Source organism: Buttiauxella cochleicola, from assembly GCF_021282435.1.
Classification (GTDB): domain Bacteria; phylum Pseudomonadota; class Gammaproteobacteria; order Enterobacterales; family Enterobacteriaceae; genus Buttiauxella; species Buttiauxella massiliensis.
Genome location: NZ_JAJSOT010000002.1, coordinates 274,049 through 294,355 on the forward strand (window position 1 = coordinate 274,049; position 20,307 = coordinate 294,355).

Sequence of the window (20,307 nt, forward strand, 5' to 3'; positions counted from 1 at the left end):
TTGCGCGGCAAAATTACTTCATAGTCTCGTTCATTAACACTGTGACTTTATTCATCACAGGACCTGCGTCCTTCAAGCCTTTACTCTCTTGCTCCTTCACCCATTTGCTTTGCACATCCTGGTAATGGGTCGCCGTTTCCCAATGTTTAACTTCATCAGGTTTCAACTCGCGAATATTTACACCGTTATCACGCAACTCACTCACCATGCCATCGAAACTGCTGTCCATCACCGAGCCTAAAGTCTGATACGCTTTTTGGGCGGCGCGTTGAATTGCTTGCTTGTCTTGATCGGCAAGTTTGTTCCAGGTGTCTTTATTCATCACCAACGGATAAACATGGCCCAACCACAGATCTTTGGAGATCAAAACATTAGGGGCTGTTTTATGCACGTTGAGCTCAAAACCGCTGTCGACGTTAACCATTAATCCGTCCAGAGTTCCTGCTTTCAGCGCGTCATAAATTCCCTCGCCCCACGGCATAGAAACGGGAATGGCACCGCTGTTTTTCAGAAAGTCCTGATGCCAGAAACTGGCTGAACGCCACTTGGTTCCTTTGATATCACCTAATGTGCTCAGGGGTTTGGTACTGAAAAAAGCCACGGGATAGCCGGTCGCGAGGAAAATGTTAACCACATTTTGCTTTGCTAACTCAGCCTGGAATTCAGGGATAGTGGCGTAAGCCTTGCGGAAAAACTCAACCTGTTTATCACCCGTTGGCCCGACAGGGAAACTTTTGAAAATCTGCTGCAGGGGAAATTCCTTCGCCGTGTATTCAGGCACCACGATTGCCATATCAGCAACCTTCCCTTCTTTAACGACACCCAAAGCATCATAGCTACGAGCCAGTTCACTGTTCCAGTGATCGTCAACCTTCAGGCGGCCGTGCGATTCCTTCTCAATTTCGGCAAAGAAAACATTCTTGATAAAGCTGGTGCGCATCCCGCCCAGTGGTTCATGGTCGGAATATTTCAGAATTTGAACTGCCGATACCGTGGTGGGCATCAGCATCATGGTGAGGAAGACGGCCAGAATTTTTCTGGCCAGGGGTTTTCGTTGCATTGCGGTTCCTTCGCGTTGTGAAAATTAAGGTTCAAATGGGCGACGGCTAAACTGGTTATGCCCGCATTTCGGGCAAACGGGCAGCACATCAGGGGTATAAATCGCCAGGTGGAAATGGCAATTCTCACAAACCAAATTGCCAAGACCGACCACTTCACCGCTATGATAAACGCCGTGATGGTTGAGATCCTGGAAAACTTCGCGCCACTCGAGCTGCGTTTTGTCTGTGATATCAGCCAGTTCCTGCCAAAGGCTCTCTTTAATCACGCGCATGAATACGCTGTCGGTAAATTCATCCTGGCTTTCGTTATAGCTGCGAGCAAACTCTTCTAAATCACGACGGACTGCACGTGTCACTTCATCTACTTCGGTACGAGTCAGCTCCCCGGTTTCGTTCATGCGTTTACGCGCGCTGTCGACCAGTTCGTCAATATCGCGCTCTCCATTGCGTAACCGTTCGGTGAGTGAGGCCACCAGTTCACGGTAAAATTGAGCAACCTTGTTCATCGTCTACCTGCCTCCTTGAAGAGTTTCATGCGTTCAGTGTCATGTAACTGACTATAATAGTAGACCTTAATCGGGCATCTCTTTGTTAGATTGACCACAAGCAAGGTAAATATCTGCAAATGAGAAATGGTGATCACGGCCCTTGAAAGGCTGTTTTGCCGCACTCTTATCGGCTATGCTATGCGGATCAAATCACACGTTAGGATTGAAACCTAACCTGTAGCTGTTTTTCATCACAGGACCATTGGCTGCCATGCAAGAGCAATATCGCCCGGAAGAGATAGAATCCAACGTACAGCTTCACTGGCAAGAGAAGCGTACTTTTGAAGTAACCGAAGACGAAGGCAAAGAGAAGTATTACTGCCTCTCGATGCTACCCTATCCTTCTGGCCGACTACACATGGGCCACGTTCGTAACTACACCATCGGTGACGTTATCGCACGTTACCAGCGTATGCTTGGCAAAAACGTACTGCAGCCAATCGGCTGGGATGCGTTCGGCCTGCCAGCAGAAGGTGCAGCGGTAAAAAACAACACCGCTCCAGCACCGTGGACTTACGACAACATCAACTATATGAAGAACCAGCTCAAAACGCTGGGCTTTGGTTATGACTGGAGCCGCGAGCTGGCGACCTGTACCCCAGAATACTACCGTTGGGAACAGCAGTTCTTTACTCAGCTGTACAACAAAGGCCTGGTTTACAAAAAAACCTCCGCGGTTAACTGGTGCCCGAATGACCAGACCGTTCTGGCAAACGAACAGGTTATCGACGGTTGCTGCTGGCGTTGTGACTCCAAAGTTGAGCGCAAAGAGATCCCTCAGTGGTTTATCAAAATCACCGCTTACGCTGACGAACTGTTAAACGATCTGGATACGCTGGACCATTGGCCTGAACAGGTCAAAACCATGCAGCGTAACTGGATTGGCCGCTCCGAAGGCGTTGAAATTACTTTCGACGTTGAAAACAGCGCTGAGAAGCTGACCGTTTACACCACGCGCCCGGACACCTTTATGGGTGTGACCTATCTGGCCGTTGCCGCAGGTCACCCAATCGCACAGCAAGCCGCACTGAACAACCCAGCGCTGGCTGAGTTCGTTGAAGAGTGCCGTAACACCAAAGTTGCTGAAGCTGAAATGGCAACCATGGAGAAGAAAGGCGTTGCTACTGGCATTAACGCTATTCACCCACTGACTGGCGAATCTGTTCCAGTTTGGGTGGCAAACTTCGTCCTGATGGAATACGGCACAGGCGCGGTAATGGCCGTTCCTGGTCACGACCAGCGCGACTGGGAGTTTGCGACTAAATATGGTCTGCAAATCAAACCGGTTATTCTGAATGCTGACGGCAGCGAGCCTGACTTGTCTGCATCTGCAATGACCGAAAAAGGCGTGCTGTTTAATTCAGGTGAATTCGACGGTCTGGACTTCCAGAACGGCTTTAACGCTATTGCCGACAAACTGGCTGCCAAAGGTGTTGGCGAACGCAAAGTTAACTATCGTCTGCGCGACTGGGGTGTTTCCCGTCAGCGTTACTGGGGCGCGCCAATTCCAATGGTGACTCTGGAAGACGGCACTGTTATGCCAACGCCTGCCGATCAACTGCCGGTTATCCTGCCTGAAGATGTCGTGATGGATGGTATCACCAGCCCAATTAAAGCCGATCCTGAGTGGGCAAAAACCACTATTGATGGCAAACCTGCGCTGCGTGAAACCGATACTTTCGATACATTCATGGAATCATCCTGGTACTACGCGCGTTACACCTGCCCGCAGTACGACAAAGGCATGCTGGATTCCAAAGCGGCAAACTACTGGCTGCCGGTTGATATCTACATTGGTGGCATCGAACACGCCATCATGCACCTGCTCTACTTCCGCTTCTTCCACAAACTGATGCGCGACGCTGGCATGGTGACCTCTAACGAGCCTGCCAAACAACTGCTGTGTCAGGGTATGGTGCTGGCTGATGCGTTCTATTACACCGGTGTTAACGGTGAGCGTAACTGGGTTTCCCCGGTTGATGCGATTGTAGAACGTGACGAGAAAGGCCGTATTATCAAAGCCTCTGACGCACAGGGCAATGAACTGGTCTATGCTGGCATGAGTAAAATGTCGAAGTCGAAAAACAACGGCATCGACCCGCAAGTGATGGTTGAACGCTACGGCGCAGATACTGTTCGCCTGTTTATGATGTTTGCATCTCCTGCGGATATGACGCTGGAATGGCAGGAATCTGGCGTTGAAGGGGCTAACCGCTTCCTGAAACGTGTCTGGAGACTGGCTTACGAGCACACCAGCCGTGGCGCAGCACCAGCATTAGACGTTGCTGCATTAAGTGAAGATCAAAAAGCATTGCGCCGTGATGTTCATAAAACCATCGCGAAAGTGACCGATGATATTGGTCGTCGTCAGACCTTTAACACCGCAATCGCTGCCATCATGGAATTGATGAACAAACTGGCGAAAGCACCACAGGACGGCGATCAAGACCGCGCACTGCTGAATGAAGCGCTGATTGCTGTAGTTCGTATGCTTTATCCTTTCACCCCGCATGTTTGCTTCGATATGTGGCAGTCTCTGGGTGGTGAAGGCGATATCGACAACGCACCATGGCCGCAGGCTGATGAAAAAGCGATGGTCGAAGACTCGCTGCTGGTGGTTGTGCAGGTGAACGGTAAAGTTCGCGGCAAAATCACTGTTCCAGCGGATGCAACGCAAGAACAAGTGCAGGAACGCGCAGGTCAGGAACATCTGGTTGCGAAATATCTTGAGGGTGTGACCGTACGTAAAGTGATTTACGTTCCGGGCAAACTGCTCAATTTGGTTGTGGGCTAAGCGCAGGAGGAACCGTGCGACATCCCTTTATCAGCTTGTTAGTTACTTTGGCGGTGCTTGTCACTGCCGGGTGCGGTTTTCACCTGCGTGGCAGCACGCAGGTTCCAGATCAAATGAAAACCTTGATCTTCAACTCTGGCGATCCGAACGGCCCACTAGCGCGCGAAGTACGCTCTCAGTTGCGCCTTAACGGCGTTACGATAGTCAGCGATACCGGAACGGGTGTTCGCAAGGATATTCCGTCGCTGCGCTTACTAGGCAGCTCGCTCGGAAAAGATACTGCATCTGTCTTCCAGGATGGTCGCACAGCGGAGTATCAAATGGTTATGACAGTTTCAGCGCAGGTGCTGATTCCGGGTCATGACATTTATCCGATTAACGCCAGAGTATATAAGTCATTCTTTGATAACCCACTCGCTGCACTGCAAAAAGATGCCGAGCAAGATTTATTGATCAAAGAGATGTACACCACGGCAGCTCAACAGCTTATTCGTAAGCTGATGACCGTGCATGTTGCTGATGTTGCTGAAACCGAAGCAGCTGAGACGCCTGTTACAGGCGCAACCTCAACCTCTACGCCAGCAACGCCAGCAACGCCAGCAGGCCGTACGTCGACCACGCTTTCGGCCACATCTGGTAGCCAATGATAAGGTTGTACCCTGAACAACTTCGCGCGCAGCTCAATGAAGGGCTGCGCGCGGCGTATCTGCTACTCGGGAACGATCCGCTATTACTCCAGGAAAGCCAGGATGCCATTCGCCAGATGGCTGGCACCCAGGGTTTCGAAGAACACCATACCGTTCAGATTGATGTCAGTACCGACTGGCAAGATCTGTTCTCGATTTGCCAGGCTTTAAGCCTGTTCGCCAGTCGCCAGACACTTCTGTTGCTACTACCAGAAAATGGCCCAAACACTGCGATCAATGCCCAACTAGAAACTCTGGTGTCCCTGCTGCATGACGACATTCTTCTGCTGGTGCGTGGGAACAAATTCACCAAAGCTCAAGAGAATGCAGCGTGGCTAAGTAAACTGGCCGAACGCTGCGTTATTGTGACCTGTCAAACCCCGGAACAGGCTCAATTACCGCGCTGGGTAGCCCAACGCGCTAAACAGATGAATCTCACACTCGATGATGCGGCCAACCAACTGCTTTGTTATTGCTATGAAGGAAATCTGCTGGCACTGTCGCAAGCGCTTGAACGTCTTTCGCTGATTTGGCCTGATGGTACGTTGACCTTGCCTCGGGTTGAGCAAGCGGTAAACGATGCAGCTCACTTCACACCATTCCATTGGGTGGATGCGATTCTGGCAGGGAAAAGTAAGCGCGCATTGCATATTCTGCAACAGCTCCGGTTGGAAGCCAGTGAACCAGTGATTTTGCTGCGTACAATCCAACGTGAACTGCTACAACTGGTTAATATCAAACGTCAATCGGCTAACACCCCACTACGCACGTTATTTGATCAACAACGCGTATGGCAAAATCGTCGCGCGCTGGTGACTGAAGCACTTAATCGCTTATCTGCCGAACAGCTTTATCAGGCGGTGCGTTTGCTTAGCCAAATCGAAATGACGCTGAAAAAAGATTACGGCCAGTCGGTCTGGGCCGAGCTGGAAGGGCTTTCTCTGTTGCTGTGCCATAAAGCACTGCCGGAAATTTTCATCGATGGCTAAGAGTGCGCCGAGGTTAACTGCTCTGTATGGCGGGACGTTTGATCCCATCCATTATGGGCATTTAAAACCGGTCGAAGCACTGGCAAAACAGGTGGCGCTGCAACAAGTCACTATCATGCCGAATAACGTCCCTCCACATCGTGCGCAGCCGCTGGCTAACAGTGAGCAGCGCAAAACCATGGTCGAACTTGCCATTGCTGGGAACCCGCTGTTTAAGCTCGATGACCGTGAACTCCAGCGCGAAACACCGTCGTACACCGTTGAAACTCTCGAACAGCTACGCTCGGAGATTGGAGCTGAACAACCGTTGGCGTTTATTGTGGGACAGGACTCGTTGCTTAGCCTGCAACGCTGGCATCGTTGGGAAACACTGCTGACGTTATGCCACCTGCTGGTTTGCCAACGTCCCGGATATTCTCTGTCGATGAACACACCAGAAGAACAGCAATGGCTTGAAGCGCATCAAACCACTGCAGTTGAACAGCTCCATAACCAGCCTGCCGGTAAGATTTACCTCGCGCAAACACCAATGTATGACATTTCGGCAACGGCTATCCGCCAACGATTAGAACAGCATCAGCCCTGTGATGATCTGCTCCCCCCAGCAGTAGCTGAGTTTATTCGCCGGCACCATTTATATTGCTAAGAATGCGCTGCATGGCAGCCAGCAGTTTGTCGTTGTCGACTGGGCTTTTAATCGCCACGCGGTAATAGCGCGAATCTAGTCCCGGATAATTCGCACAGTGACGAATTAAAATATTCTCTTCCAGCAACCGTCGTTGCAGATCTAAACCTTCAATTTCACAACGTAGAAAAATATAGTTCGCCCGTGGAGCCCACACTTTAATTCCCGACAGTTCGCCAAGACCTTTAAACAAGCGAGGTTGCTCGGTGCCTAGCCAACGATAACTCGCCTCAATATAAGCACTATCATTGAGAATCACCTCTCCTGCTAATGCCGCAAACGCATTAATGGTCCAGGGTTCTCTTTGTGTTCGAATACGTCCAACCACGTCTGTATTGGCACTCACCATATAGCCAAGTCGTAGTCCGGCAATAGCAAAAAATTTGGTGAGTGAGCGCAGAATATAAAGTCGGGAGAACTTTGCTAAGTGCGGAATCAGGCCTGGCTCATCGGGTAAAAAATCGAGGAAGGCTTCATCAATGATTAAATCGATGTGGTTTTCCTGGCAACGCTGCGTAATAGCCAACAGTAAAGATTTATCAGGCATCAAACCGGTTGGGTTATTCGGTGTGCATAAAAACAAGCAATCCAAATCGGGGGTTAATGCTTGTAATAATGATTCATCAGGTTGCCAGCTTTGTTCTTCACTAAGATGGAAATCAATTATTTCGCAATTAATTTGCGTTAGCGCACGATGATACTCGGCAAAACCTGGCGTCAATAACAGCGCCTTACGTGGCAAGAGTTGCTGCACGAGATTAAAAATCAGCTCCGTTTCGCCATTGCCTGCCAATACCCAATCCTGGGGGACTTGATGATGTTCTGCCAAAGCCTGGTGCAGCGAGCGATATTCAACATCAGGGTAACGTTCAGCAATAGCCAGGTTTTCGGTAATGGCGCGCTTCAATGAATCGGGCATACCTAATGGGTTAATATTGGCACTAAAATCGATAAGTGAATTTGCATCCACACCCATAACAACTGCAGCTTCAATGATATTGCCACCGTGCTGACTACTGAACGCCATATATCCCCCCAATAAAACAGACTTCGAGCTTGAGGCGCAATGATACACTTATGCCAGGGCCAGCCAATGTTTGTACGAGGATGAGATGAAATTATGGTTAGTGCGCCATGGGCAAACCCAGGCAAATTTAGACGGTCTTTACAGTGGTATTTCTGAAACTCCACTGACTGCAGAAGGCATCAACCAGGCCGAAGCGGTAGGCGATATGCTAAGTCATGTTACTTTTGAGAAAGTACTTTGCAGTGAGTTGGGCCGGGCACAACACACCACTCAATTGATTCTCCAGCAACGTAAAATTCCCGTAGTGACCGAACCACGCCTTAATGAGATGAATTTTGGTGACTGGGAGATGCGCCACCACCGTGATTTACAGCGTTTGGATAGCGAAAACTACGCCGCATGGTGCAATGACTGGCAAAACGTTATTCCCCACAATGGTGAAGGCTTCCAGCTTTTTTCCCGCCGTGTAAGCGAGTTCTCCGCATCGTTATCCGCGTTGCCAAAAGATGAAAATGTTCTGATTGTAAGCCATCAGGGAGTACTGAGTCTGCTTATCGCCACCCTGCTCAACATGCCACCCGCGTCATTGTGGCACTTTGTAATTGAACAAGGGGCATGGAGTTCAATTGAGATTCGAGAGGGGTTTACCACGCTCAGAACTCTCAATAACCGTGCTATTTGTCCACCGGTGCAATAAGTTGCCAGCGTCTCTGGTATCGTCAACCATTGACACTACACCTCAGACTGTTATGCTCCGCTGCCATAATTTCCTGCCCGCAAGCATGACTTTCCAAAATAGTTTTACAAAAATGGCGATGCAAACCAGGCCACTCGGTGGGATGATACCCCGCTTTGAGCGCCGCATTGCCGAATTGTCAGTAAAGCTGCCCCATTATGGGTATCATGCGGGCTAAATCGAACACACTCTACTTTTCCCAGGGGGAACACTTGCAGGGTAAAGAATTTCAAGATTTCATCGTTGATAAAATCGACGACCTCAAAGGCCAGGACATCATTGCTCTGGATGTTAAGGGTAAATCAAGCATCACTGATTGCATGATTATCTGTACCGGCACCTCTAACCGTCACGTTATGTCCATCGCTGAACACGTCGTAGAATCATCTCGCAAAGCCGGTTTTGAAGCTTTGGGCGTGAAAGGCGTGAATGCGACTGACTGGGTGGTTGTTGACCTTGGCGAAATTATCGTCCATGTGATGCAAGAAGAAAGCCGCCAGCTATACGAATTGGAAAAGCTCTGGGGTTAATGAGTGAAGCTGCAATTAGTAGCAGTTGGCACCAAAATGCCTGACTGGGTGCAAACCGGCTTTACCGAGTACCTGCGTCGTTTTCCCAAGGATATGCCATTCGAACTGGTAGAAATTCCTGCGGGAAAACGCAGCAAAAATGCTGATATCAAACGCATTCTCGAAAAAGAAGGTGAAATGATGTTGGCAGCGGCCGGCAAGGGCAACCGAATTGTCACGCTGGATATCCCGGGGCAACCTTGGGATACACCGCACCTTGCCGTGCAGCTTGAACGCTGGAAACAGGATGGTAGAGATGTAAGCTTGCTGATTGGCGGCCCAGAAGGACTCGCTCCAGCATGCAAAGCTGCTGCAGAGCAAAGCTGGTCACTGTCCACTTTGACAATGCCACATCCTTTAGTCCGGGTGCTGGTAGCGGAAAGCCTCTATCGTGCGTGGAGCATTACGACCAACCATCCTTATCACCGTGAGTAGATATCGTCAGGTAGAACAAAGCTGCGGATGAAATTACAGAATTCTTTTCGTGACTATACAGCTGAGTCTGCGCTTTTTGTGCGCCGGGCGCTGGTCGCGTTTCTTGGTATTTTGGTACTAAGCGGTGTGCTTGTTGCCAACCTTTATAATTTACAAATCGTCCGTTTCACCGACTACCAAACTCGCTCGAATGAAAACCGCATAAAGCTGGTCCCTATTCCGCCTAGCCGCGGCATTATCTACGATCGCAACGGCACACCACTCGCACTTAACCGCACCATTTACCAAGTGGAAATGATGCCGGAAAAAGTTGATGACGTGCAGGCAACACTTGAAGCGTTACGTTCAGTCGTGGACTTAACTGACGAGGATATTGCCAACTTTAAGAAAGAGCGAGCACGCTCTCACCGCTTCACCTCTATTCCGGTCAAAACCAACCTCACCGAAGTGCAGGTTGCACGTTTTGCCGTGAACCAGTACCGTTTCCCGGGTGTTGAGGTTAAGGGCTATAAACGCCGCTTCTACCCGTATGGCTCAGCACTAACACATGTCATTGGCTACGTTTCCAAAATTAACGATAAAGACGTTGAACGCCTTGATAAAGACGGCAAGCTGGCAAACTACGCCTCAACGCATGATATCGGTAAGCTCGGTATTGAACGTTATTACGAAGATGTCTTACATGGTCAGACCGGTTATGAGGAAGTTGAAGTAAACAACCGTGGCCGTGTGATTCGCCAGCTCAAGGAAGTACCGCCGCAAGCCGGGCACGATATCTATCTGACTATCGACCTTAAGCTACAGAATTATATTGAAACCTTATTAGCAGGAAGCCGCGCAGCAGTTGTGGTCACCGACCCACGTACCGGCGGCATTCTGGCGCTTGTTTCGATGCCAAGTTACAACCCGAACTTGTTCGTTGACGGCATCTCAAGCAAAGACTATTCCGGTTTGCTCAATGACCCGAACACACCGCTTATTAACCGTGCAACGCAAGGGGTTTACCCTCCGGCTTCCACGGTGAAACCGTATATGGCGGTATCCGCGTTAAGTGCCGGGGTGATCACCCGCAATACTTCCCTCTTTGACCCAGGCTGGTGGCAGTTGCCTGGTTCTGAAAAGCGCTATCGTGACTGGAAAAAGTGGGGCCACGGCCGCCTGAACGTCACCAAAGCGCTTGAAGAATCCGCTGATACCTATTTCTATCAGGTCGCTTACGACATGGGCATCGACCGTATGGGCGAGTGGATGCGTAAGTTTGGCTACGGGCACTATACCGGTATCGATCTCTCTGAAGAGAGGTCCGGTAACATGCCAACGCGTGAATGGAAACTGAAACGCTTTAAAAAGCCGTGGTATCAGGGTGACACTATTCCGGTCGGTATCGGCCAGGGCTACTGGACCGCGACACCGATTCAGATGAGTAAAGCAATGATGATCCTGATTAACGATGGCATCGTTCGCGTTCCTCATTTCCTGATGAGTACTGTTGAGAATGGTAAGCAAGTTCCGTGGCAGCAGCCGGTACAGCCTCCTGTAGGTGATATCCACTCTGGTTTTTGGGAAATTGCTAAAGACGGTATGTATGGCGTAGCCAACCGCCCTAACGGTACAGCCCATAAATATTTTGCCAATGCACCATATAAAATTGCGGCAAAATCAGGGACGGCACAGGTCTTTGGCCTGAAAGCTAATGAAACTTATAACGCTCATAAAATTGCTGAACGCTTACGCGATCATAAATTGATGACTGCGTTCGCCCCTTACGATAATCCGCAGGTTTCCGTCACCATGATTCTGGAAAACGGCGGCGCAGGCCCCGCTGTAGGCACCATCATGCGCCAGATTCTCGACCACATTATGCTCGGGGATAACAATACGGTACTGCCTACTGAAGTACCCGCACCACCGGGGGCTGAGGACCAATGACCATGACTGATAATCCAAATAAAAAGTCGTTCTGGGATAAAATCCACATCGACCCGCTCTTCCTTGTGACCATTCTGGCGCTGCTTATCTTTAGTGCGCTGGTAATCTGGAGCGCCAGTGGCCAGGACATGGACATGATGGAGCGTAAAATTGGCCAGATCCTGATGGGACTGGTTGTGATGATCGTGATGGCGCAAATCCCGCCTCGCGTGTACGAAGGTTGGGCTCCTTATCTGTATATTGTCTGCATAATATTATTAGTGGCGGTGGATGCGTTTGGAGCGATATCCAAAGGTGCACAACGCTGGCTTGACCTCGGCATTGTGCGTTTCCAGCCGTCAGAGATCGCAAAAATTGCCGTGCCGCTGATGGTGGCGCGCTTTATTAACCGCGATGTCTGCCCACCAACACTGAAGAATACCGGCATCGCGCTGATACTCATTTTCATGCCGACACTGCTGGTTGCCGCTCAGCCCGACCTGGGAACGTCTATCCTCATTGCCGCATCAGGACTGTTCGTACTGTTCTTATCCGGTATGAGCTGGAAACTTATCGGTGTTGCAGTGCTATTGGTTGCCGCCTTTATTCCGATTCTGTGGTTCTTCCTGATGCACGATTACCAACGTGCACGCGTAATGATGTTGCTTGATCCGGAAAGTGACCCTCTCGGTGCGGGCTATCATATTATTCAGTCTAAAATTGCTATTGGTTCTGGCGGATTACGTGGCAAAGGTTGGTTACACGGAACACAGTCGCAACTTGAATTCTTACCTGAACGCCACACTGACTTTATCTTTGCTGTTCTTGCCGAAGAGCTAGGCTTGGTGGGTGTTCTGGTATTACTGGCTCTCTACCTATTGCTTATCATGCGCGGCCTTATCATTGCCGCTCGTGCTCAGACCACATTTGGTCGAGTAATGGCTGGTGGGCTAATGTTGATTTTATTCGTATATGTGTTTGTTAACATTGGTATGGTTAGTGGTATCTTACCGGTGGTCGGCGTACCTTTGCCGCTGGTGAGCTACGGGGGCTCGGCCCTGATCGTTCTGATGGCCGGGTTTGGTATCGTGATGTCGATACATACCCACAGAAAAATGTTATCAAAAAGCGTGTAAGTGGATGAGGTGCGTAATGGTTAAGCGTTGGCTTGGGATCTGTGTCGTTGCTGCAATACTGGCTGGCTGCTCGTCTGATGATAGTGATCAACAACAGGTAAACCAGCAACCGCAACCGGCGGTGTGTAATGGCCCGACGGTTGAGATAAGCGGCGCGGAACCGCGCTTTGAACCGTTGAGTCCTTCAGCTAATCAGGATTACGAAAATAACGGTAAACGCTACAAAATCGTGCAAAATCCGGCAAACTTTAGCCAGGCAGGTTTTGCCGCTATTTATGATGCGGAACCAGGTAGCAACCTGACAGCATCGGGTGAGCCATTTGATGCGACTGCACTGACTGCTGCCCATCCAACACTTCCTATTCCAAGCTATGCGCGTATCACAAACCTCGCAAATGGGCGCATGATTGTCGTGCGTATTAACGATCGTGGTCCTTATGGCAATGATCGTGTCATTTCATTATCACGCGCCGCAGCCGACCGTTTGAACAACTCGAACAACACCAAAGTACGCATCGACCCAATTATTGTTGCCCAGGATGGCTCCATGTCCGGACCAGGGACTGTGTGTACGACTGTTGCCAAACAGACCTACATCCTCCCCGCTCGCCCTGATTTAAGTGGTGGAATGGGCAGTGCTTCTTCAGGAATGCCAACGGAAGCTCCGCAAGGTGAGGTACGCGCTATTAGTAACTCCTCGCTAAAAAGTGAAGACACTACCGGAGCCCCGGTCAATAGCAGTGGTTTCTTAGGTGCTGCAACGCCACTGGCCCCCGGTGTGATTGAAAATGACCAGCCTGCTGTTGCAGCTGCTCCTGCAGTAGCAGCAGCACCTGTACAACAAAATGCACCGGTTACTGCGCCAGGCTCAGTTCAGGGTAGCGTACAGACAGCAGCTCCAGTTGCCACAGCTTCCGGGCGTTATGTCGTTCAGGTCGGAGCAGTCAGCGATCAGAATCGTGCGACTCAGTGGCAACAAAAACTTAGCCAGCAATTTGGTGTGCCGGGCAAGGTTTCCACTAATGGTGCTATGTTCCGTGTACAGCTTGGGCCATTTGGCAGTCGGAACGAAGCGGCCGCTCTGCAACAACGTTTAATGAGTGAAGCCCAGCAGCAATCTTTCATCACTAACGCACCCGCTATGTAAGTGGTTGTGTCTGGCATCCGTCGTGCGTCAATTAATGTAAATTCCATTAACAAATGATGCGCAAAGACGGATGCCAGCAAAAATCGCTTTTGCTATAGTAAGGCACTTTTTTTATTCCCATCATGGATGTCGTTGTTCTAATCATGAATACAGCCCCTTCTTTTCGTTTTGTTAAACGCCTGGCGCTCACTACGGCCCTCACTCTTTCGGGGATGGCTGTCGCACACGCTGACGACCTGAACATTAAAACCATGATCCCAGGCGTCCCGCAGATTGATGCGGAAGCGTACATCCTGATCGATTACAACTCCGGTAAAGTACTGGCTGAGTCTAATGCTGATACTCGTCGTGATCCTGCAAGTTTGACCAAAATGATGACCAGCTACGTCATCGGTCAAGCGATGAAAGCCGGTAAATTTAACGAAAGCTCGATTGTGACTGTTGGACAGGATGCATGGGCGACCGGCAACCCGGTATTTAAAGGTTCATCATTGATGTTCCTGAAACCAGGCATGCAGGTGCCGGTATCACAGCTGATTCGCGGTATTAACCTGCAATCAGGTAACGATGCATGTGTTGCAATGGCCGATTTCGTGGCCGGTAGCCAGGATGCATTTGTTGGTCTGATGAATAGCTATGTTTCCGCATTGGGTCTGAAGAACACCCATTTCGGGACCGTACATGGTCTCGATGCCGAAGGCCAATTCAGCTCAGCGCGTGATATGGCGTTGATTGGCCAGGCGCTGATTCGCGATGTGCCGAACGAATACGCTATTTACAAAGAGAAAGAGTTCACCTTCAACAATATCCGCCAGACAAACCGTAACGGCTTGCTGTGGGATACCAGTCTGCAAGTTGATGGCATCAAAACAGGTCATACCGATGCTGCAGGTTACAACCTGGTAGCCTCTGCAACTGAAGGCCAGATGCGCCTGATTTCAGCAGTACTTGGTGGACGTACGTACAAAGGCCGTGAAACCGAAAGCAAAAAACTGCTGACCTGGGGCTTCCGTTTCTTTGAAACTGTCTCGCCACTGAAAGCCGGTAAAGAGTTTGCTTCTGAGCCAGCCTGGTTTGGTGATAACGATCGTGCATCGCTCGGGGTTGATAAAGACGTTTATCTGACAATCCCTCGTGGTCGCATGAAAGATCTGAAAGCGAGCTATGTACTTAACACCACTGAACTGCACGCACCACTGCAGAAAAACCAGGTTGTTGGTACCATCAATTTCCAACTCGATGGGAAAACTATCGAGCAACGCCCACTGGTTGTCCTTCAGGAAATGCCAGAAGGTAATTTCTTCAGTCGTATCATTGATTACATCAAACTGACATTCCATCATTGGTTTGGTTAATAATTGAACACTTGAAAGAATAGAAGTCGTCCCCATATACTATGAATCAAAGCAGCTCCCGCCCCTCCAGGCGGGAGTTATCATTTTTAATGCCGTAACGCTGGAGCTACCATGAAAACCAATCTGAAAGAATTGCTCGAATTCCCGACTCCCTTTACTTACAAAGTGATGGGTTTGGCGAAACCCGAGCTGGTTGATTTGGTCATTGAGGTGGTGCAGCGCCACGCACCTGGTGACTACACCCCGCAGGTTAAACCGAGCAGCAAAGGTAATTATCATTCTGTGTCGGTTACCATTAAAGCAACCCACATTGAGCAAGTTGAGACCCTGTACGAAGAACTCGGCAAAATCGAAATCGTTCGTATGGTGCTGTAATTCATACCCGGCCACTAGGCCGGGTACTGCTTTTTGCCCCGGTGAGATATACTCCCTCATCTTTCTAACCTGCCGGAGACGATGTTTTGTCTCAAGATACTATTCAAATCCGCCAACTTGGCCTGCAACCCTACGAACCCATTTCTCAGGCGATGCATGATTTTACCGATACCCGTGATGAAACGACCGCCGATGAAATTTGGCTGGTAGAACACGAGCGTGTCTTTACACAAGGCCAGGCAGGTAAAGCGGAGCACGTGCTCGTTCCTGGTGATATACCCGTGATTCAAAGCGATCGGGGCGGCCAGGTCACTTATCATGGACCCGGTCAGCAAGTGATGTACGTGTTGCTTAATCTTAAGCGTCGTAAGCTCGGCGTTCGGGAACTGGTCACTATTCTTGAGCAAACAGTGGTCAATACCCTTGCTGAATTTCAAATAGACGCTTATCCACGCGCGGATGCTCCTGGTGTCTATGTTGATGGACGTAAGATTTGCTCTCTGGGTTTACGTATTCGTAAGGGCTGTTCATTTCACGGGCTGGCATTGAATATTGATATGGATCTCAGCCCTTTTCTGCGAATCAACCCCTGTGGATATGCAGGACTTGAGATGACACAGGTCAGTTCACTACGCGCTGGAACGTCACTTGAAGATGTACAACCATTGCTCATCAATAAATTCATCGAGCTATTGAATAATCCGCCGGTTAAATACTTACCTGCTTAAGATTTATTACTCTGACAACTGCATCCTCGACGAATTACAGGCTGCGTAGTCACATCGACCTCCCGGCGGTTGCTATGAGGTCGATTTGCTAATTGTTAACCTCGAAAAGCGCACAATCCAACAACTCATTTACAATTCTTTCCCCATTTACTGCTTTGTCAGGCTGATTTATTCCCTTCAGTGATGATATACTTCGGGCGCTATTAAAAAATAGTTGATAAATAAAACATTCGATTAGCCTGATTTTTTTCAGCAACTGGAACACGTACGATATGAGTAAACCTATTGTAATGGAACGCGGCGTCAAGTATCGCGACGCCGATAAAATGGCTCTGATCCCGGTGAAAAACGTGGTGACTGAGCGCCAGGAGCTGTTAAGAAAACCAGAATGGATGAAGATCAAACTTCCATCTGATTCGACCCGAATTCAGGGTATCAAAGCGGCAATGCGTAAAAATGGTCTGCACTCTGTGTGTGAAGAAGCTTCCTGCCCTAATCTGGCGGAATGTTTTAACCACGGAACGGCAACCTTTATGATTCTTGGTGCAATCTGCACTCGTCGCTGCCCATTCTGCGATGTGGCTCATGGTCGCCCTGTCGCACCTGATGCCAATGAACCAGCCAAGTTAGCCCAAACTATCGCTGACATGGCATTACGCTATGTCGTTATCACGTCTGTCGACCGTGATGACCTGCGCGACGGTGGAGCTCAACATTTTGCCGATTGCATAAGCGCAATTCGTGAAAAAAATCCGACCATCAAAATTGAAACATTAGTGCCAGATTTCCGTGGCCGAATGGACAAAGCGCTAGAAATTCTTACCGCCACGCCGCCTGATGTGTTCAACCACAACCTGGAAAACGTACCGCGTATTTATCGCAAAGTACGCCCTGGTGCTGACTACAACTGGTCGTTGAAATTGCTGGAGCGTTTTAAAGAAGCGCATCCGGATATCCCTACCAAGTCGGGTTTGATGGTAGGTTTAGGCGAAACGAACGCAGAAATTGTCGCAGTGATGCGTGACTTACGTCGCCACGGCGTCACTATGTTGACGCTGGGCCAATATTTACAACCAAGCCGCCATCACTTGCCAGTGCAGCGTTATGTTAGCCCTGACGAGTTCGAAGAGATGAAAGCAGAAGCTCTGGCTATGGGCTTTACCCATGCAGCTTGCGGCCCGTTTGTTCGCTCTTCATACCATGCAGATCTACAAGCTAAAGGTATGGAAGTTAAATAACGATGTAACAAATCGTTACCTTTAATTTGCGCCAGGCACAAAAAAACCGGCATAAATGATGCCGGTTTTTTTATATCTGGTCGAAAGCTGCGTCGTGATCAGTCTTTATGCGTAATACGGTCAGTTGTTGCATCCGTATCGTTGGCAGACTTAGCGGTAGTCTCGTCTTCATTCATGGCTTTCTTGAAGCCCTTGATTGCCGAGCCGAGGTCACCACCCAGGGTGCGCAACTTCTTGGTGCCAAATAACAAAACAATCAGCGCACCGACCACCAACAACTTTGTAATACTAATCTCACCCATAACAACCTTCTTTAATCATGTGTGCCGTGGATACGGCGAACAATACACTGAGACAATTAACGGTCATTTTCTCGCGCGATACAATAGCAACCTGTAACAAGTTGAATCAAGATCGAGTTAAAAAACATCATAACAATTTGGGTAAACCAAACCGGCGGTTTTTCAAGACAGGTAACATGGCCCTTACTTCAGTTAAATATTCGCCATCCAACTCAGCATAGATCAAAGCCGGTCGCTGATTTGCAGATGCAATGACAACGCCGAGCGGATCCATAACTCGACTGTGACCAATATTTTTATTACCGCATTCACCTGATGCCACAACATAACATGTGGTATCAAGCGCACGAGCCGCCAATAACGTTGACCAATGCATCTCTTTATTTGGGCCACGTAACCATGCCGCAGGCAAGACTAAAACATCCGCGCCCGCTAAAGCCAGACTCAAAGCCATCTCTGGAAAACGCAGATCGTAGCAGGTCATTAAGCCCACTTTAAAACCTGCTACCTCAATTAATGGCGGCAATACCTCACCTGCATCAACCAGGCGCGATTCTTGTACATTAAACGCATCATAGAGATGAAGTTTCTGATACCGAGCTATCACCTCACCGTCACGAATTACCAGCAAAGTATTTGCCGCACGACCCACCGTGGTTTTGATATGCAATGTCAGTATGGTTGTAAGATTATCATTACGACTCTGCTCGCAAAGCTTATCGATAAATTCATCGTCCATGATTTGCGCTGATTTTACGGATAAATCGGGGTCGCTATCATCACGAGCCAGGACAGCCTCGGGTAATACCAGCAATTGTGCCCCTGCAGCTTGTGCTTGCGCCATCAACCCCAGACAGGTTTGTACATTTTCCTGCCATACCTTGCTCACCGCAAATTGTCCTACTGCAACTTTCATTGTCATCTCTCAACAGGCTGCGAATAATTTCAGTATACCGGGTGTGAAACTTCCCGTGCTGAAGTTACACTCAAGCACTTTAAAATAAGAACGAACAGGAAACTATCGTGTTGCAGATGCTTTTAGCCGTGTTTATTGGCGGTGGGACAGGAAGTGTTGTGCGTTGGTTATTGAGTATGAAGCTCAACCCAGTACATGCGGCGATTCCCGTTGGGACATTGACTGCAAACCTGGTCGGCGCGTTTATTATTGGGCTGGGGCTGGCGCTGTTTACCAGAATGACTCACCTCGACCCTGTCTGGAAACTGCTAATCACCACAGGTTTTTGTGGCGGCCTTACAACTTTTTCGACTTTCTCGGCAGAAGTTGTTTTCTTACTACAAGATGGGCGTCTGGCCTGGGCTGGATTGAATATGCTGCTTAATCTCGCAGGTTCACTCACCATGACTGCCATCGCATTTTGGATAGTTTCTGTAGCCTACGGTCAATGATTCAAGCCACGTTAAGGTTAGCTTAATTTTTGTCTGCCACTCTGGATCAAAATGAGTGTGAGGCAAACTTATGAAAGAACGTGTTGCTGGATGGACAGCGGTGCTGATGAGCACGTTGATTGTGATGTGCTTTGTGAAAGTTTATCTTTTCCCCTGAATTCAAAGCAAAAAAAACCCGCCTTAGCGGGTTTTTATATTCTACTGGTAAAGCCTTAGATAGGCATTACGTTTGCAGCAGATGGGCCTTTGGCACCGTTAGTGATTTCAAACTCAACGCGCTGACCTTCAGCCAGGGTTTTGAAACCATTGCTCTGGATTGCAGAGAAGTGTACGAACACGTCTTTGCTACCATCTTCCGGAGTAATGAAGCCAAAGCCTTTTGACTCGTTAAACCACTTAACGTTACCTTTAATCTTAGACATCTAAATTACCTTTACATGAAAAACGACACAAATGCTGTGTCGGGCATCAGTACACCAATTGTGATGGATTTTGTCCAGCCCAGAATTGCTAAAAAGTGATAAAAATTACTACCTCTTTTAAAAACTGTGCAGCAGTCCGTATTTTTGAATACCAGACAGCAAAAATACGCGATTTGTATGATTCCAGACTACCAATGCCCATCAGAATTGGAAGCGTAACCAGGCAAAGTAAACGTTACCGTTGTTGTACGTGCCGGGTATATAAGTCATCTGGAACGTTGCAGGGCCATAACCTACCGATGCCAAAGGTAAAATCACGGGAATCGGAATGTATTTCCAGTTATCACGCGCTGTTGCCCCCAGCGTATAGCCCAGACCAAGACGGAAGTTATCATCCGTCAAAGGACGCCAGATCTTCTCCCAGCCATAGCCACCGATAGGTTCCCATTTGTTATAGGAATCTTTGAACGCCATCAGATATAAACCATGCCAGTTGCCGCTGTCATCCCAACGCGTTTGCCCGAACCCAATCCCCCAAGGGCGTTCGTTATAGCGATCGGTTTTTTCTTTGTCGTATGCAAAGCGAGCATGCCAGGTTATTGCTGGCACATACAAATCATAATGTTGCGGCTCGTTCCATGTTTGTGAAACGTTATCAGAAAAAGTATTCCAGGCGTCACCTAATACACTATTTTGGCTCGCCATTGCAGCAGGCAGCACCATTAATGGTGATACAAAAATAATAACAGAAAAGATGAT

The 20,307-nt window shown here is 49.0% G+C and carries 22 protein-coding genes; 15 read left to right on the plus strand and 7 right to left on the minus strand.

Translation table 11 applies throughout. The annotated features are described in order from the left end of the window. Window positions 1-13 precede the first annotated feature (13 nt). Together dctP and LVQ77_RS07065 are read right to left on the minus strand one after the other, a co-directional pair. Complete coding sequence (gene dctP / locus LVQ77_RS07060) at window positions 14-1,060, minus strand: TRAP transporter substrate-binding protein DctP (protein WP_232904053.1); 1,047 nt, start codon at window positions 1,058-1,060, stop codon at window positions 14-16. 24 nt (window positions 1,061-1,084) lie between these two features. Further along, on the minus strand, window positions 1,085-1,567 hold the full coding sequence (locus LVQ77_RS07065; protein WP_064517046.1) for a zinc ribbon-containing protein: 483 nt from the start codon (window positions 1,565-1,567) through the stop codon (window positions 1,085-1,087). Between the two features lie 253 nt (window positions 1,568-1,820). Here LVQ77_RS07065 and leuS point away from each other — a divergent pair, with 253 nt between their 5' ends. The 4 genes from leuS to nadD are packed head-to-tail and all read left to right on the plus strand — an operon-like array spanning window position 1,821 to window position 6,724. Further along, entirely contained in the window at window positions 1,821-4,403 is a 2,583-nt protein-coding gene (gene leuS, locus LVQ77_RS07070) for a leucine--tRNA ligase (RefSeq protein ID WP_232864267.1), read from the plus strand. A gap of 14 nt (window positions 4,404-4,417) precedes the next feature. After that, window positions 4,418-5,050 carry an LPS assembly lipoprotein LptE gene (lptE, locus tag LVQ77_RS07075; protein ID WP_232904054.1) on the plus strand — a complete coding sequence of 211 codons (633 nt, stop codon included), beginning with the start codon at window positions 4,418-4,420 and terminating at the stop codon, window positions 5,048-5,050. Continuing rightward, window positions 5,047-6,078, plus strand: coding sequence for a DNA polymerase III subunit delta (gene holA / locus LVQ77_RS07080; protein ID WP_232904055.1), 1,032 nt, complete (start codon window positions 5,047-5,049; stop codon window positions 6,076-6,078). The genes lptE and holA overlap by 4 nt, the downstream gene beginning before the upstream one ends. Next, window positions 6,071-6,724, plus strand: a complete 654-nt coding sequence (gene nadD / locus LVQ77_RS07085; RefSeq protein WP_232904056.1) for a nicotinate-nucleotide adenylyltransferase — start codon at window positions 6,071-6,073, stop codon at window positions 6,722-6,724. The genes holA and nadD overlap by 8 nt, the downstream gene beginning before the upstream one ends. Here nadD and cobD read toward each other — a convergent pair. Then, window positions 6,696-7,790, minus strand: coding sequence for a threonine-phosphate decarboxylase CobD (cobD, locus tag LVQ77_RS07090; protein WP_232904057.1), 1,095 nt, complete (start codon window positions 7,788-7,790; stop codon window positions 6,696-6,698). The genes nadD and cobD overlap by 29 nt on opposite strands. A gap of 85 nt (window positions 7,791-7,875) precedes the next feature. Between cobD and LVQ77_RS07095 the strand changes: the two genes are divergently transcribed. The 10 genes from LVQ77_RS07095 to lipA all read left to right on the plus strand — a co-directional run bounded on the left by LVQ77_RS07095 (window position 7,876) and on the right by lipA (window position 17,417). Beyond that, entirely contained in the window at window positions 7,876-8,487 is a 612-nt protein-coding gene (locus tag LVQ77_RS07095) for an adenosylcobalamin/alpha-ribazole phosphatase (protein WP_232904058.1), read from the plus strand. Window positions 8,488-8,738: 251 nt separating this feature from the next. Next, window positions 8,739-9,056, plus strand: a complete 318-nt coding sequence (gene rsfS / locus LVQ77_RS07100) for a ribosome silencing factor (RefSeq protein WP_151992890.1) — start codon at window positions 8,739-8,741, stop codon at window positions 9,054-9,056. A 3-nt stretch (window positions 9,057-9,059) separates the two neighbouring features. Beyond that, complete coding sequence (gene rlmH / locus LVQ77_RS07105; protein ID WP_151992891.1) at window positions 9,060-9,530, plus strand: 23S rRNA (pseudouridine(1915)-N(3))-methyltransferase RlmH; 471 nt, start codon at window positions 9,060-9,062, stop codon at window positions 9,528-9,530. A gap of 27 nt (window positions 9,531-9,557) precedes the next feature. After that, window positions 9,558-11,459 carry a peptidoglycan DD-transpeptidase MrdA gene (gene mrdA / locus LVQ77_RS07110; RefSeq protein WP_232864261.1) on the plus strand — a complete coding sequence of 634 codons (1,902 nt, stop codon included), beginning with the start codon at window positions 9,558-9,560 and terminating at the stop codon, window positions 11,457-11,459. 2 nt (window positions 11,460-11,461) lie between these two features. Continuing rightward, the gene (gene mrdB / locus LVQ77_RS07115) at window positions 11,462-12,574 is read left to right on the plus strand and encodes a peptidoglycan glycosyltransferase MrdB (protein WP_064553411.1); all 1,113 of its coding nucleotides are present in this window, start codon (window positions 11,462-11,464) and stop codon (window positions 12,572-12,574) included. A 16-nt stretch (window positions 12,575-12,590) separates the two neighbouring features. After that, window positions 12,591-13,721, plus strand: coding sequence for an endolytic peptidoglycan transglycosylase RlpA (gene rlpA / locus LVQ77_RS07120; RefSeq protein ID WP_232904059.1), 1,131 nt, complete (start codon window positions 12,591-12,593; stop codon window positions 13,719-13,721). 143 nt (window positions 13,722-13,864) lie between these two features. Then, window positions 13,865-15,076 (plus strand): D-alanyl-D-alanine carboxypeptidase DacA, encoded by a 1,212-nt coding sequence (gene dacA, locus LVQ77_RS07125; protein WP_034457229.1) that lies wholly within the window; start codon window positions 13,865-13,867, stop codon window positions 15,074-15,076. 111 nt (window positions 15,077-15,187) lie between these two features. Beyond that, window positions 15,188-15,451 carry a DUF493 family protein YbeD gene (ybeD, locus tag LVQ77_RS07130; protein ID WP_034456720.1) on the plus strand — a complete coding sequence of 88 codons (264 nt, stop codon included), beginning with the start codon at window positions 15,188-15,190 and terminating at the stop codon, window positions 15,449-15,451. Between the two features lie 86 nt (window positions 15,452-15,537). After that, window positions 15,538-16,179, plus strand: a complete 642-nt coding sequence (lipB, locus tag LVQ77_RS07135) for a lipoyl(octanoyl) transferase LipB (RefSeq protein WP_232864259.1) — start codon at window positions 15,538-15,540, stop codon at window positions 16,177-16,179. Window positions 16,180-16,451: 272 nt separating this feature from the next. Beyond that, entirely contained in the window at window positions 16,452-17,417 is a 966-nt protein-coding gene (gene lipA, locus LVQ77_RS07140) for a lipoyl synthase (RefSeq protein ID WP_232904060.1), read from the plus strand. Window positions 17,418-17,515: 98 nt separating this feature from the next. On the opposite strand, the gene tatE is transcribed toward lipA, so the two are convergent. Both tatE and LVQ77_RS07150 read right to left on the minus strand, forming a co-directional pair. Next, window positions 17,516-17,719 carry a twin-arginine translocase subunit TatE gene (gene tatE / locus LVQ77_RS07145; protein ID WP_064517012.1) on the minus strand — a complete coding sequence of 68 codons (204 nt, stop codon included), beginning with the start codon at window positions 17,717-17,719 and terminating at the stop codon, window positions 17,516-17,518. 127 nt (window positions 17,720-17,846) lie between these two features. After that, window positions 17,847-18,635 carry a deaminated glutathione amidase gene (locus tag LVQ77_RS07150; protein ID WP_232904061.1) on the minus strand — a complete coding sequence of 263 codons (789 nt, stop codon included), beginning with the start codon at window positions 18,633-18,635 and terminating at the stop codon, window positions 17,847-17,849. A gap of 107 nt (window positions 18,636-18,742) precedes the next feature. Here LVQ77_RS07150 and crcB point away from each other — a divergent pair, with 107 nt between their 5' ends. After that, window positions 18,743-19,126, plus strand: a complete 384-nt coding sequence (gene crcB / locus LVQ77_RS07155) for a fluoride efflux transporter CrcB (RefSeq protein WP_232904062.1) — start codon at window positions 18,743-18,745, stop codon at window positions 19,124-19,126. 212 nt (window positions 19,127-19,338) lie between these two features. Here the strand turns inward: crcB and cspE are convergent, their stop codons facing one another. Together cspE and pagP are read right to left on the minus strand one after the other, a co-directional pair. Then, window positions 19,339-19,548 (minus strand): transcription antiterminator/RNA stability regulator CspE, encoded by a 210-nt coding sequence (cspE, locus tag LVQ77_RS07160; protein WP_004100146.1) that lies wholly within the window; start codon window positions 19,546-19,548, stop codon window positions 19,339-19,341. 201 nt (window positions 19,549-19,749) lie between these two features. Further along, the gene (gene pagP / locus LVQ77_RS07165) at window positions 19,750-20,307 is read right to left on the minus strand and encodes a lipid IV(A) palmitoyltransferase PagP (protein ID WP_370645005.1); all 558 of its coding nucleotides are present in this window, start codon (window positions 20,305-20,307) and stop codon (window positions 19,750-19,752) included.